The sequence below is a fragment of the Gordonia malaquae genome, assembly GCF_037148075.1.
Classification (GTDB): Bacteria; Actinomycetota; Actinomycetes; order Mycobacteriales; family Mycobacteriaceae; genus Gordonia; species Gordonia malaquae.
The window spans coordinates 138,305-151,527 of record NZ_JBBCUB010000002.1; the positions used below are offsets into that span (position 1 = coordinate 138,305).

At 67.1% G+C, this 13,223-nt stretch carries 10 protein-coding genes; 2 read left to right on the forward strand and 8 right to left on the reverse strand.

Going from position 1 to position 13,223, the window contains the following annotated elements; genetic code table 11:
- Positions 1-144 precede the first annotated feature (144 nt).
- Positions 145-3,036 (forward strand): aminomethyl-transferring glycine dehydrogenase, encoded by a 2,892-nt coding sequence (gcvP, locus tag WFK36_RS07665; RefSeq protein WP_336791199.1) that lies wholly within the window; start codon positions 145-147, stop codon positions 3,034-3,036.
- Between the two features lie 18 nt (positions 3,037-3,054).
- Here the strand turns inward: gcvP and WFK36_RS07670 are convergent, their stop codons facing one another.
- The 6 genes from WFK36_RS07670 to sfnG are packed head-to-tail and all read right to left on the reverse strand — an operon-like array spanning position 3,055 to position 8,838.
- A complete protein-coding gene (locus tag WFK36_RS07670; RefSeq protein WP_008376548.1) occupies positions 3,055-3,489 on the reverse strand; it encodes a hypothetical protein in 435 nt (144 codons plus the stop codon).
- Complete coding sequence (locus WFK36_RS07675) at positions 3,486-3,998, reverse strand: flavin reductase family protein (protein ID WP_008376547.1); 513 nt, start codon at positions 3,996-3,998, stop codon at positions 3,486-3,488. The genes WFK36_RS07670 and WFK36_RS07675 overlap by 4 nt, the downstream gene beginning before the upstream one ends.
- A 40-nt stretch (positions 3,999-4,038) precedes the next feature.
- Positions 4,039-5,211: an LLM class flavin-dependent oxidoreductase gene (locus WFK36_RS07680; RefSeq protein ID WP_336791200.1), complete on the reverse strand. Its 1,173-nt coding sequence runs from the start codon at positions 5,209-5,211 to the stop codon at positions 4,039-4,041.
- Positions 5,212-5,250: 39 nt separating this feature from the next.
- Positions 5,251-6,426, reverse strand: a complete 1,176-nt coding sequence (locus WFK36_RS07685) for an SfnB family sulfur acquisition oxidoreductase (protein WP_336791201.1) — start codon at positions 6,424-6,426, stop codon at positions 5,251-5,253.
- A 4-nt stretch (positions 6,427-6,430) separates the two neighbouring features.
- Complete coding sequence (locus WFK36_RS07690; protein ID WP_008376542.1) at positions 6,431-7,636, reverse strand: acyl-CoA dehydrogenase family protein; 1,206 nt, start codon at positions 7,634-7,636, stop codon at positions 6,431-6,433.
- A gap of 35 nt (positions 7,637-7,671) precedes the next feature.
- Entirely contained in the window at positions 7,672-8,838 is a 1,167-nt protein-coding gene (gene sfnG / locus WFK36_RS07695) for a dimethylsulfone monooxygenase SfnG (RefSeq protein WP_336791202.1), read from the reverse strand.
- A gap of 213 nt (positions 8,839-9,051) precedes the next feature.
- On the opposite strand from sfnG, the gene WFK36_RS07700 reads away from it, so the two are divergent.
- Positions 9,052-9,690: a dihydrofolate reductase family protein gene (locus WFK36_RS07700; RefSeq protein WP_008376539.1), complete on the forward strand. Its 639-nt coding sequence runs from the start codon at positions 9,052-9,054 to the stop codon at positions 9,688-9,690.
- 26 nt (positions 9,691-9,716) lie between these two features.
- Here the strand turns inward: WFK36_RS07700 and WFK36_RS07705 are convergent, their stop codons facing one another.
- Positions 9,717-10,940 carry a hypothetical protein gene (locus WFK36_RS07705; RefSeq protein ID WP_336791203.1) on the reverse strand — a complete coding sequence of 408 codons (1,224 nt, stop codon included), beginning with the start codon at positions 10,938-10,940 and terminating at the stop codon, positions 9,717-9,719.
- An 80-nt stretch (positions 10,941-11,020) separates the two neighbouring features.
- Positions 11,021-13,186, reverse strand: a complete 2,166-nt coding sequence (locus tag WFK36_RS07710) for a malate synthase G (protein ID WP_336791204.1) — start codon at positions 13,184-13,186, stop codon at positions 11,021-11,023.
- Positions 13,187-13,223 lie beyond the last annotated feature (37 nt).

Below are 13,223 nucleotides of genomic sequence, written 5' to 3' on the forward strand. Positions count from 1 at the left end.
GAAAGTGACGGGTCCGCTCGTCCGCCCACGGTGAAAGGCCGCGGTCACCCGCAGCCGAATCTCTCAGGCGTCGCTCGCGACACGACAGAGGGAGAGGACCGGTGTCCGAGCGTGCTGTTCGGACCGAAGAAGATAGGTCCCCTCGTGTCGGACACGTCCCTGCCGAACTCGGCTCCCGCTTCGCCGTTCTCCCAGCGCCACCTCGGACCCGATTCGGCCGAGCTCGCGACGATCCTCGACGTCCTCGGCGTCTCGTCGCTCGACGAACTGGCCGCCGACGTCGTGCCCGCGACGATCGCCGACGGTGTCGATGAGAACGGTGTTCCCACCGGGCTCGATGCACTGCCGGCTCCGCTGAGCGAGGCGGCCGCGACAGCGGCGATGCGTGAACTGGCGAGCCGGAACGTCGTCGCACGCTCGATGATCGGCCTCGGCTACTACGACACGCACACACCCGCGGTCATCAAGCGCAACATCTTGGAGAACCCGGCCTGGTACACGGCGTACACGCCGTACCAGCCGGAGATCAGCCAGGGTCGACTCGAAGCGCTCCTCAACTTCCAGACGATGGTCGCGGACCTGACAGGCATGGAGGTCGCCAACGCCTCGATGCTCGACGAAGGGACCGCGGCGGCCGAAGCGATGACTTTGCTGCGTCGTGCAGGCAAGTCGAAATCACCGCGACTGGTGGTCGACGCGGACCTGTTCCCGCAGACGCGCGCGGTGATCGAGACCCGTGCCGAGCCGCTCGGCATCGAGGTGATCGAGGCTCGGCTCGACCCGACGGCGACCGACGCGGGCCTGCCCGACGGCGACTTCTTCGGTGTCATCTTCCAGACTCCGGGTGCATCGGGTCGGATCGTCGACGCCGGCCCGGTGATCGCCGCAGCCCACGAGCGCGGCGCCCTCGTGGCCGCTGGAGTCGACCTCCTCGCCGCCACACTCATCACCGCGCCGGGCGAACTCGGCGCCGACGCGTGCTTCGGCACCACTCAGCGTTTCGGCGTCCCGATGGGCTTCGGCGGTCCGCACGCCGGATACCTCGCCGTGCCGACCAAGGTCACCCGTCAGCTCCCCGGTCGCCTCGTCGGCGTGTCGAAGGACGCCGACGGAAACATCGCCTACCGCCTCGCACTGCAGACCCGCGAACAGCACATCCGCCGCGAGAAGGCCACCAGCAACATCTGCACCGCGCAGGTGCTCCTGGCGATCATGGCGGCGATGTACGCGTCGTACCACGGACCTGACGGCCTCAAGTCCATCGCTCAGCGCGTCCACGGACATGCCGCCGACCTGGCCGACCGGCTGACCGGAGCGGGCCACACCGTTGAGCACGCATCGTTCTTCGACACCGTCCAGGTGCTCGTCGAAGGGCGCGCCGCGGACATCGTCACGGCCGCCAAGGCTCGTGGGATCAACCTGAGACTGGTCGACGCGGATCGAGTCGGCATCGCCTGCGACGAGACGACGACCGCCGCCGACATCACGGCCGTGCTCGACGCATTCGGCGCCACAGCATCGGCCCCGGCGACGTTCGCCGACGCGATCGAGACCCGGACCAGCGGATATCTCGAGCACATCGCGTTCCACGCCTACCGCACCGAGACCGCCATGCTCCGGTACCTGCGCGAGCTGTCGGACAAGGACATCGCGCTCGACCGCAGCATGATCCCCCTCGGCTCGTGCACCATGAAGCTCAACGCCGCCACCGAGATGGAACCCGTCACGTGGCCGGAGATCGGTGGACTGCATCCGTTCGCCCCGCTCGGCGACTCCGAAGGCATCCGTGAGCTCATCACGACCCTCGAGGACTGGCTCGTCGCGGTGACCGGGTACGACCGCGTCAGCCTGCAGCCGAACGCGGGATCGCAGGGTGAGTACGCAGGTCTCCTCGCCATCCGCAACTACCATCGTTCGCGTGGCGACGACGCCCGCGACGTGTGCCTTATCCCGTCGAGCGCCCACGGCACCAACGCGGCCTCCGCCGTCATGGCAGGCATGCGTGTTGTTGTGGTCGCCAGCCGCGACACCGGCGACGTCGACATCGACGACCTGCGCGCCAAGATCGAGAAGCACCGCGACGAACTCGCCGCGATCATGATCACCTACCCCTCGACGCACGGCGTTTTCGAGCACGAGGTGACCGACATCTGCAACGCGGTCCACGAAGCAGGCGGTCAGGTGTACGTCGACGGTGCGAACCTCAACGCGATGGTCGGTCTCGCCCGCCCCGGTCAGTTCGGCGGCGACGTCTCGCACCTGAACCTCCACAAGACGTTCTGCATCCCGCACGGTGGTGGCGGACCGGGCGTCGGACCGGTTGCGGTCCGTGAGCATCTCGCGCCGTTCCTTCCCGGACACCCGCTGGCGTCGGAGCTCCCCGAGACCGGCGTGACGATCTCTGCGGCCCCGTACGGCTCGGCGTCGATCCTGCCGATCACCTACGCGTACATCGCCATGATGGGCGCCGAAGGGCTGCGTGCGGCGTCGTTGACAGCCATCGCGTCGGCGAATTACATCGCGCGTCGACTCAGCGACTACTACCCGATCCTCTACACCGGCGAGAACGGTTGGGTGGCGCACGAGTGCATTCTCGATCTCCGCGACATCTCGAAGGAGTCCGGCGTGAGCGTCGACGACGTCGCCAAGCGCCTCGCCGACTACGGATTCCATGCTCCGACGATGAGTTTCCCCGTCGCGGGCACACTGATGGTCGAGCCGACCGAGAGTGAGAACCTCGCCGAGATCGACGCGTTCATCGACGCGATGATCAAGATCCGCGGTGAGATCGACAAGGTGGCCGACGGCACGTGGGCGGTGGACGACAATCCGCTCGCGGGCGCACCGCACACCGCCGAAAGCCTGGTCAACGAGTGGAACCACGGCTACGACCGGATGACGGCCGTGTACCCGAACGGACTCCCGTCGTCGGGTGCACGTCCGAAGGTGTGGCCGTCCGTCCGCCGCATCGACGGCGCATTCGGCGACCGCAACCTCGTCTGCAGCTGCCCGCCTCTCGACGCTTTCGCCGAGTAGTCGCGCTGGGCGGTGGGCCTAGGCGGCCGCGGGATCGCGGAGCGCGATCCCGCGGGCCGCGAGCAGGGGAGCGACGTCGTCGAGCAAGACCCTGATGAGGCTCGATGCGTCGGGCCCGCGCAGCGTGACCCCGTCGGCGACGTGTGCGGCGGACACGTCGTTGAGCAGATTCGCGAGGGTCGTCGCCGTGCCCGGATGGACGATCGTTCCGGTGCGTGCACCCGCGGTCCAGCCGGGGTGCTGTGCGGCGTACTCCGCGTAGGCGTGTGAGACGGTGTCGGCGACGTGCACGTCGAGGTCCACGAACACCGGCCGTTCGGACCGCGAGGTCGCGTGAGCGGCCTCACCGAGGCTTCCAGTCCGGATCCGGGTGACGGGCGTGTCGTCGGCCGGCGTGAGCTCGATCCATTCGGCGTCGTCGGCTTGGACGGCGATGCGGAGCGTGGTCGTCATGAGTTGTTCTCCTGTTCGAGGCGGCGGAAACGGCTGCGGTGGAAGACGAGCGGATCACTGTCCGGACATGTGAAGTGCCCGCGGACCTCGAGAAGCGCGATCACGTGATCGCCCGCGGGCAGGATGCTGTGCACGTGAGTGTGAAAGCCTGCGGTGGCGCCGTCGATCTGGACGGCTCCGGTGTCGGCGGCAGCCCAGTCGATTCCGTCGAACCGTTCGGACGCCGGTCGTCGAAGCAGGTCGGCCACCTGATGTTGCTCGTGGGAGAGCACACTCACGCCCCAGTGCTCGGCGCCGCTGAGCACGGGAAGGGTCGTCGAGGTCCGGGCGATGTTCACCGACACGAGCGGTGGATCGAGTGACACCGACGTGAACGACGACGCGACGATGCCCGCGGGGCCGTCGGGCCCGAGTGCGGCGACGACGACGAGGCCGGAGGGGAACTGGGCGAACACACGGCGCAGTTCGGCTGGATCACTGCTGACGGGAGATGCGAGCATGGCTGTCATGATGTCCTGACTCCTACGGTTGAGCGGGTGTCGGTCCCGCTCAGCGGGCGGCCGGAACAAATGGTGTCCCGGAAGTCGTGATCGATCGGCTGAGTCGGTTGTCGAAAAGTCCCCGTCTGGTCAACTCGGGCACCACTCCTTCGCCGAACCAGTAGAGCTCCTCGAGGTGCGGATAGCCGGACAGGACGAACTCGTCGACACCGACGGCGGCGTACTCGGCGATCAAGTCGGCGACTTCCGAGTGGGACCCGACGAGCGCGGTGCCTGCGCCACCACGAACCAGGCCGACTCCGGACCACAGATTCGGCACGATCTCGAGGGCACGCGGATCCTGCCACGAGCCGTCGGCTCGGTTCTGCTCGTGCAGTGCACGCATGGACGCCTGGCCGGTCGACTCACTCCGACCGAGTCCTTCTTGGATGTGCGCGATCGTGTTGGCGTCGAGAGCCTCGAGGAGCCGTCCGGCTTCGGCCCACGCGGCCTCCGACGTGTCACGGGTGATGACGTGGAGGCGCACACCGAAGGTCACGGTCCGGCCCTGCTGGGCCGCGAGGCCACGGATCCAGTCGATCTTCGTCGCGACAGCGGCGGGAGGTTCGCCCCACGTCAGGTACACGTCACTGTGATGTGCGGCGACCGTTCCGGCTTCCGGAGACGATCCGCCGAAGTAGATCGGCGGCACCGGATCGGGAAGAGTCGCGAGCGCCGCCTCCTCGACGGTGATGTGCTCGCCGCGGTGAGTGACGGTCTCCCCGGCCCACAATCGTCGGACGACGCTCAAGAACTCATCGGAACGGGCATAGCGTGCCGCTTTGTCGAGATGGTCACCGTACGCGCGTTGCTCGGCGGACTCGCCTCCGGTGACGACGTTCAACAGCAGACGGCCGGGCGCGTGCTTGGTGAAGGTCGCCGCCATCTGGGCGGCGAGCGTCGGACTGACCAGGCCCGGGCGGAAAGCGACGAGGAAGCCCAGGCGTTCGGTCTCTCGTGCGACCATCGCGGTGGTCAGCCAGGCGTCCTCGCACCATGCGCCCGCGGGCGTGAGCGCGGCCGTGAATCCGAAGTCCTCGGCGGCCCTGGCGATCGACGACAGATAGCCGATGGACGCATCGCGATCGCCGCGAGCGATTCCGGCCGGTTGCCCGTGACCCCCGCCGACGATGAAGCGCGAGTCGCCGTACGTCGGCAGAAACCAGTGGAGCTTGAGGGACATCAGTCGTGACTTCCTTGTCTGTTTCTAGAGCGTCTGTTTTCAAAGCGTTCCGTGGCTCGGCGGGAGCTTCCTGTCCAGCGCCCATCGGCCCAAGTGCTGGACCTTCCAGCGTTCCGGGTCGTGGAGAGTGTGAGTTCGTGCGTCACGCCAGAAGCGCGACACGTTGGCCTGCGAACCTGCCGCGCGGGTGCCGCCGAAGTCGAACAGGTCCGCGCCGGCGCGGCGCGCTGCTCGTCCCGCGCTGACCTTCGCCGCCGCGGTCGCGAGGGCCGCGGCGCCGATCGTCTCGCGAGTCGGGTCGGCGTCGGCGTCGTCGATACTGCGGGCCGCGACGTCGAGGAGGGCCTCTGCTGCGCGCACGTCGAGCTCGAGGTCTCCGGCCTGGGCGAGCAGCAGTGGGTCGTCGCCCGCCCTGTCGACGCCTGCCTCGAACCATGGGCGAGCGCTGCTGACCACGCTCGGCGCCGCGTCGAGACCACCTCGCGCGATGCCGACGTCGATGGCGGCGTGCAGGAGTTGGGCACGGGTCCCGTAGGTGCTCGGCGTCGCGAGCAGGCGGGTGAAGTCCACCAGGTGACCGCTGTCGACCGGGACATCGGTCAGCACCACGGTGCCGCTCGCGGTGGTGCGCTGACCGAACCCGTCCCAGTCGTCGACGATCTCGACACCGTCGGAGTCGGCTGGAACGAACGCGATCACGCTGCCGCCGTCCGGACCGTTCGCCCGCACGGCGAGGACGTCGGCGAACAGCGCACCGGTGCTGTAATGCTTCGTCCCGGTGAGCCGCAGGCCGTCCGCGGTCCGGTGCAGGGCCGTGGAGTCGTCGAGAGCGGTCCGACCGCCGCGCTCGGTCTGCGCGTTCGCGACCCGTCCGCCGTCCACGACCCGAGGGAACAGGTGCTCCTTGAGCGTGTCCGGCCCGACTCGGCGGACGGCGTCGACGAACACGAAGTGGCTTTGTGGGATCTGAGCGACGTTCGGATCGGCGGCGGCGATCGTTGCCACAACTGACGCCAGTGTTGAAGCGCCGAGCCCCGGCCCGCCGAACTCGGTCGGCACCGTGATGGACAGGAGCCCGGACGCCGACAGCGCAGTGACCTCGTCGAACGGGAGCTGCCTGGTGGCGTCACGGGCACTCGCACCCGCCGCGACGGCGGGTGCGAGTGCACGAGCCGCGTCGAGCGCGGCGTCGTGATCGGTGATTCGCAGTGTCACAGTGTCAGCTGTAGAGCGAGAACTGCGGTGCGCGGTGGTTCAATGTCCAGTCGCCGACCTCGCGTGCCTTGTACGCCACCGGATCGTGGACGGTGTGCGTGCGGAGGTTCCGCCAGTGCCGATCGAAGCCGTAGTCAGTGGTGGTCGCGCGAGCGCCCTGAATCTCGAACAGTCGGGACGCCGCGTCCAACGAGACCTTGGTCGTCACGTACTTCGCCTCGGCGATCGCGACCGCGGCCACGGCGCGTTGCTCGTCCGTGAGCGCTTCACCGATGTCGAGCGCATGCTGCAGGGCGTCGCCTGCACGGTCGGCGAGCAGGACGGCTGCGGTGATCTCCGCGCGGAGCTCTCCGACGAGCTCCAAGATGTAGGGGTCGTCGGTCGCGGCCTCCAGGCCGGACGTCTCCCACGCGCTTGCGTTGAGTCGAGTCCAGTCGAGGGCCTCGTCCAAGGCTCCCTCAGCGGTGCCGATGTAGAAGTTCACGAAGGCGAGCTGCCAGTGCGGAGTCACAAGCTGCTGGAACGCGGTGAACGTCGGCGGGGAGTCTGGGTCGCCGAGGATCTCGTCACGCGAGATCGGCGTGTTCACGAACTCGACACCGCCCGAGTCGGTGAGGCGCTGGCCGATGTTGTCCCAGTCGCCGAGCGGCGTGAAACCCTCCTTGCCTGCGGGCAGTGAGAGGAAGACCAGGGCGTCGCCGAATGTGGCGGTCACCGACAGCTGATCACCGACACCGGCTCCGGAGGCGAACGTGCGGCGGCCGTTGAGCCGGAAGCCGTCTTCGTCGCGCGTCAGCACCAGGCCGCTCCCACCGCGTGGGTTCTGGACGCCGCCCCAGAACAGCTTCTCCTGCGCGTTCCGGCGGGACAACGCCTCCGCCTGCTCCGGGGTGCCGAAGAGGTGGGCGATCCGCTGCTGTGCGTAGTGATAGCCGAGGAGGTGGGCGATCGAGGTGTCGCCGCGCGCGATACGGCGAGTGATCTGCTGCGTCTGCGCATAGTTCAGGCCGGACCCGCCGAGTTCGACGGGTTCGCCCACCTGCAGCAGGTCGTGACTGCGGAGGAGCTCGATCTCGGCGGTCGGTGCGGCGTTGGCGCGATCGCGCTCCGCGGCAGTGGCGCGGAGCTCTGCGGCTACCAGGTCGGCGCGGTGGAGGGCCTCGTCGAAGGCACTGGTGGTGGTGGTGTCGGGGGACAGTGAGGTGGTCATGGTGTGGGATTCCTTGTCAGGTGAGGTGTGGGGTGTCAGGCGGTCAGGACGCCGTTGCGGGCGAGTTCGGACTCGAGCCGTCCGCTGGAGGTGAGGTCCGCTTCGAGCTCCCGGACCAGGGGAAGGATGTGGGTGCCGAAGTACTCGACGTCCTCCAGGTAGTGCAGGAATCCGAGGAGGAAGAGGTTCACACCGCGTGTCTTGTAGGCGACGATGCGCTCGGCGATCTGCTCGGGAGTGCCGACCAGACCTGTGCGGAACCCGTCGTTGTACTGGACGAGGTCGGCGAACTCGGAGTCCTGCCACATGCCCTTGCCGTCCGCCGTCGAGTTGCCTGCCTGTTTGACTGCGGAGCCGAAGCCTTCGACGGCCTGTCGGTCGGCTTTGTCGACGATCTCGCGGAGCACGTCGCGTGCCTCCGCTTCGGTGTCACGGCCGATGAGGAAGCCGTTGAGCCCGAATTTGACGGTTCGACCGTGCAGGGCGGCTTCGGTGTTCACGTCGACGACCTGCTCGGTCAACCCGTCGAAGTCCTTGCCGTTGCTGAAGTACCAGTCGGACACCCGGCCGGCGAGTGCACGTGCGGCCGTCGAGTTGCCGCCCTGGAATATCTCCGGGTGCGGGCGACCGGGGAGGTCGACGGGCTTGGGCTTCAGGTCGAAGTCGTGGAGCCGATAGAAGTCGCCCCTGAGCTCGGCGTGATCGTCGGTCCAGATCCGTCGCAGGTAGGTGATGAACTCCTCGGTCCGGCGGTAGCGTTCATCGTGCTCGAGCCACGGTTCGCCGAGCTTGGTGAACTCGTCTTTGAACCATCCGGACACCACGTTCACGGCGGCTCGCCCGCCGGACAGGTGGTCGGCGGTGGTGAGGAACTTGGCCAGGACTCCGGGCTGCCACAGCCCGGGGTGCACGGCGGCGATCACCTTGAGTCTTTCGGTTGCCAGCAGCAGGGCGAGTGAGAAGCTCGTCGATTCGTGCTGGTAGGCGGCACCGTACGACGCGATGTATCGGACTTGCGACAGTGCGTAATCGAAGCCGTTGTTCTCTGCGAGGACGGCGAGCTTGCGGTTGTAGTCGTAACTCCAGTCGGTGCGTTGCTCGATCGTGGAGACGACGAGGCCGCCGCTCACATTCGGCACCCAGTACGCGAACTGGAGTGGAGCTGATGCGGCGTTGAGCCGCTCGGAAACGATGTCGGACATGACAGTGGTGGTTCTCCTCGTGAAGTGGACGTCAGGACGCATGGTCAGCGACATCGGTTCCGGGAGAGTTCGACAGCGGTCATGACAACGATGGTGCGCCGCCGTCGACGGTCCGTCGACGGATCGGCCCGCGATGAATTCAACTGTCGGGATCGGGTGCAGGGCACGTGAATTGGACTCACCGAGCACACAACGACGAGTACCGTTCTGGGCATGTCGAAAGTGCGCGTACACAACCTGAACATCTCGTTGGACGGCTTCAGCGCCGGCGGAACCGTCACCGTCGACGAACCGATCGGGCACGCCCGGGACCTCTTCAGCCGCTTCGACGGCCGTGTCATCGAGGGCGTCCACACCGTGGACGATCCGATCACCGCCGATCGTGCGTTCTACAGTCTCTGGGGACAGGGAATCGGCGTGGAGATCATGGGCCGCAAGAAGTTCGGGCCGCAGAGCGGACCGTGGACCGACGACGAGTGGATCGGCTGGTGGGGCGCCGAACCGCCGTTCAAGACGCCCGTCATCGTGCTGACCCACCACGAACGCGAGACACTGACCTTTGAGAACGGCACGAGCTTCCACTTCGTCGACGCAGCCCCGGAAGAGGCGATCGCGCAGGCTCGGGAACTCGCCGACGGCGGCGACATCCGGCTGGGCGGGGGACCGTCGTCGATCCGTCAGTTCTTGGACGCCGACCTCGTCGACTTCGTGCACCTGGTGACCGTGCCGATCGTCCTCGGTTCAGGCGTGTCCGTCTTCGACGGTGGGCGCGACGTCCACGACCGTTTCGACATCGAATCGGTCACCACCGCGAGCGGACTCACACACCAGTTCTGGAATCGTCGCCGCTGATCAGCGATGAATCAGCGTTCCGCGACTCAGGGAGCGGCGGCGGGGAGGACGATCTTGTTGATGGCGACGGCCGCGGCGGGTTCGGGCGCGGGGAGCGCGTCGACCACGGGACCGAATGGAACAGTGGCAGTCGGGGCGGGGAGTGGACCGGTACCGCGGAAGCCCATGCCGGTCAGGATCTTCATCTGTGGAGGTTTCCGGGCGAATGTGAAGAACTCCGAGATCGCATCACCGGCGTATGCGGGCACCATGTCGCCCGCCAGTTTGACGACGGGGTAGTCCGCGACCGGAGTCGCTCCGGTCGGTGCGACGACGGCGACCTTGGCGGTCTTGTCGTCGACAGTCGACGCGAACACGCTCTGCTCTGTCGCCGGAACAGCCCGGACCTTGGCATTCGCCGGGTCCGTGGCCGCTCCGATCGCCGTCACCGCAGCCGCGGTCGAGCCGTCACCGATCTTCGGGGGCGCGGACATCAACTGTTCCACGGCGCGCTTCACAGCGGGGGATTCGGCCTGAGCGGCGGTGAGCGATCCCTTCTGGTCGGCGACGGCGGCGGCGACGCCCTGCGCGCCGAGAGCAGAGGCGTCCGACTGCGGTCCGTTCGGCATCGCCATGCGCAGCGACCCCCACTCGCGATGTCCGTAGGCAGCGAGGGAATTGGCCTGAGTCAGTCCCGGCAGGTCCTTCCACGCGATGCGTCCGTTGATCGCTTTCGCCAGTTCACGTTCGATCACGAGTCGGACAGGGGACGAGACGAGCGATGCAGGCGGACCCTGCAGGATCGACTCGTTCTTCGTCTGCAGGGCGGCGGCCCACACGGACGACTCCGGAACCCACGCGCCCGGGTAGGGGCCGAACGACCGTGTGTCCCACTTCTTCGCGGTGAGGCCTTCCAGCGTCGCGCGCGCGTCGGCCGGGCGAACCTGCACGGTCACGCACTTGTCCCGCACGATTGGATTGGTGCTGTTGAAGTTCTGTGCGATGCGCTGCAGCCCCGGGGCGATCGCGGGATCGGCGACGACGGGAACTGTCGCCTTTCCGTCGACGCATGCCGAGGCGTCGGTCGACGCGGTCTGCTCGATATCGTCGCCGAGCCTCGACCACGCAGTGATGACGCCCGCGATCAGGATCACCACCAGTGCTCCGGCGACGATCGGTCGTGCGATGAACTGACGATTCTTCTCGCCTGTCGAGTGCTTCGACAACGCGTGTCCCTCCTGTGCGCTCGGCCCACCCCCGAGCCCGTCCACTGTCTTCTTCGGTTGAACTGAAAACGCCGGGCCACGAGGCGTTCCCACCACGTGGCCCGGCACCTACACCATCAGGTGTATCAGGCGTTCGCGGCCTTGTACTCGCGGCGCGCCCGATGCAGGATCGGTTCGGTGTAGCCGCTCGGCTGAGCAGCGCCTTCGAGGATCAGCGACTTCGCAGCGTTGAATGCGATGTTCGAGTCGAAATCGGCTGCGAGCGGACGGTACTCCGGATCGCTTGCGTTCTGGCGGTCGACGACCGGCGCCATGCGCTTGAGCGCGGCGACGACGTCGTCTTCGGTCACGATGCCGTGACGCAGCCAGTTGGCGAGCAACTGGCTCGAGATGCGCAGCGTGGCGCGGTCCTCCATCAGTGCCACGTCGTGGATGTCCGGAACCTTGGAACAACCGACACCGTGATCGATCCAGCGGACGACGTAACCGAGGATCGACTGCGCGTTGTTGTCGAGCTCCTCACGCTTCTCCTCGTCGGTCCAGTTCGGGTTCGCCGAGAGCGGGATCGTGAGAATGTCGTCGACCGACGCGGGATCGCGCTTGGCGATCTCGTCCTGGCGTTCGAAGACGTCGACCTCGTGGTAGTGCAGCGCGTGCAGCGTCGCAGCGGTCGGCGACGGAACCCATGCGGTGTTCGCGCCGGCCTTCGGGTGACCGATCTTCTGCTCGAGCATGTCGGCCATCAGGTCGGGCATGGCCCACATGCCCTTGCCAATCTGCGCCTTGTGCTCGAGACCCGCGGCGAGGCCCGTGTCGACGTTCGAGTCCTCGTACGCGTTGAACCAGGTCTGGCCCTTGATCTCAGCCTTGCGGACAAACGGACCCGCCTCCATCGAGGTGTGGATCTCGTCGCCGGTGCGGTCGAGGAAGCCGGTGTTGATGAACACGACACGCTCGGACGCGGCCTTGATCGACGCCTTCAGGTTCACCGACGTGCGGCGCTCCTCGTCCATGATGCCGACCTTGAGGGTGTTGCGCTCCAGGCCAAGGACGTCCTCGACGCGACCGAACAACTCGGCGGTGAAGGCGACCTCGTCGGGACCGTGCATCTTCGGCTTCACGATGTAGATCGATCCGGTGCGCGAGTTCTGCAGGCCCTCGGCGGACATGCCGTGGATGCCGATCGCGGAGGTGACGAGGGCGTCGATGATACCTTCGGGGACCTCGTTGCCGTCGGCGTCGAGGATGGCGGGGTTCGTCATCAGGTGACCGACGTTGCGGACGAACAGCAGGCTGCGGCCGTGCAGTTCCAGGGTCGAGCCGTCCGGAGCCGTGTAGGTCCGGTTGGGGTTCAGCGTGCGGGTGAAGGTCTTGCCGCCCTTGCTGACCTCTTCGGCCAGGTCGCCCTTGTTGAGGCCGAGCCAGTTGGTGTAGCCGAGCACCTTGTCGTCCGCGTCGACCGCGGCGACCGAGTCCTCGAAGTCCATGATCGTGGTGACGGCCGACTCGACGGCGACGTCCTTGACCCCGGCGGAGTCCGTGGAACCGATCGGCGACGACGCGTCGATCTGGATCTCCAGGTGCAGACCGTTGTGACGGACCAGGATCCCGGTCGGCGCAGCGGGTTCGCCGGTGTAGCCGACGAATGCAGTCGGATCGGCGAACGTCGTGGTCTGTCCGTCACCGAACGCTGCGACGACGGAGTCGCCCGACACGGTGTACGAGGTGACGTCGGCGTGGCTGCACTGTTCGAGCGGCACTGCCTTGTCGAGGAACGCCTTCGCGAATGCGATCACCTTGTCGCCGCGGACCTTGTTGTATGACGTGCCCTTCTCCGCGCCGTCGGCCTCGGAGATGGCGTCGGTGCCGTAGAGCGCGTCGTACAGCGATCCCCAGCGCGCGTTGGACGCGTTGAGGGCGAAGCGGGCGTTGAGGATCGGGACCACGAGCTGCGGGCCGGGGACCGAGGTGATCTCGGTGTCGACGCCTTCGGTGGTGATCTCGAAGTCGGCGGGAACCGGCACGAGGTAACCGATCTCGCTGAGGAACGCCTTGTATTCGTCGAAGTCGAGAGTCTGGTGATCGCGGTGCCAGGCGTCGATCTTGGCCTGGAGGTCGTCGCGGACCGCGAGGAGTTCGCGGTTGCGCGGTGCGAGGTCGTTGATCACCGCGGCGGCGCCGGTCCAGAAGGCGTCGGCGTCTACACCGGTACCCGGGAGAGCCTTGTTGTTGACGAAGTCGTAGAGGACCTCAGCGACCTGCAAGCCGTTGACGGTGACACGATCAGACATGACGACCTTTCTGGTGGGCGTTCGCGAATTCGCCGGC

Coding starts and splice junctions, on each gene's coding strand:
- WFK36_RS07700 (WP_008376539.1), top strand. CDS start 9,052: ATGTCGAAAGTGCGCGTACACAACCTGAACATCTCGTTGGACGGCTTC.
- WFK36_RS07675 (WP_008376547.1), bottom strand. CDS start 3,998: ATGACAGCCATGCTCGCATCTCCCGTCAGCAGTGATCCAGCCGAACTG.
- WFK36_RS07690 (WP_008376542.1), bottom strand. CDS start 7,636: ATGACCACCTCACTGTCCCCCGACACCACCACCACCAGTGCCTTCGAC.
- WFK36_RS07670 (WP_008376548.1), bottom strand. CDS start 3,489: ATGACGACCACGCTCCGCATCGCCGTCCAAGCCGACGACGCCGAATGG.
- sfnG (WP_336791202.1), bottom strand. CDS start 8,838: ATGTCCGACATCGTTTCCGAGCGGCTCAACGCCGCATCAGCTCCACTC.
- WFK36_RS07710 (WP_336791204.1), bottom strand. CDS start 13,186: ATGTCTGATCGTGTCACCGTCAACGGCTTGCAGGTCGCTGAGGTCCTC.
- WFK36_RS07680 (WP_336791200.1), bottom strand. CDS start 5,211: ATGTCCCTCAAGCTCCACTGGTTTCTGCCGACGTACGGCGACTCGCGC.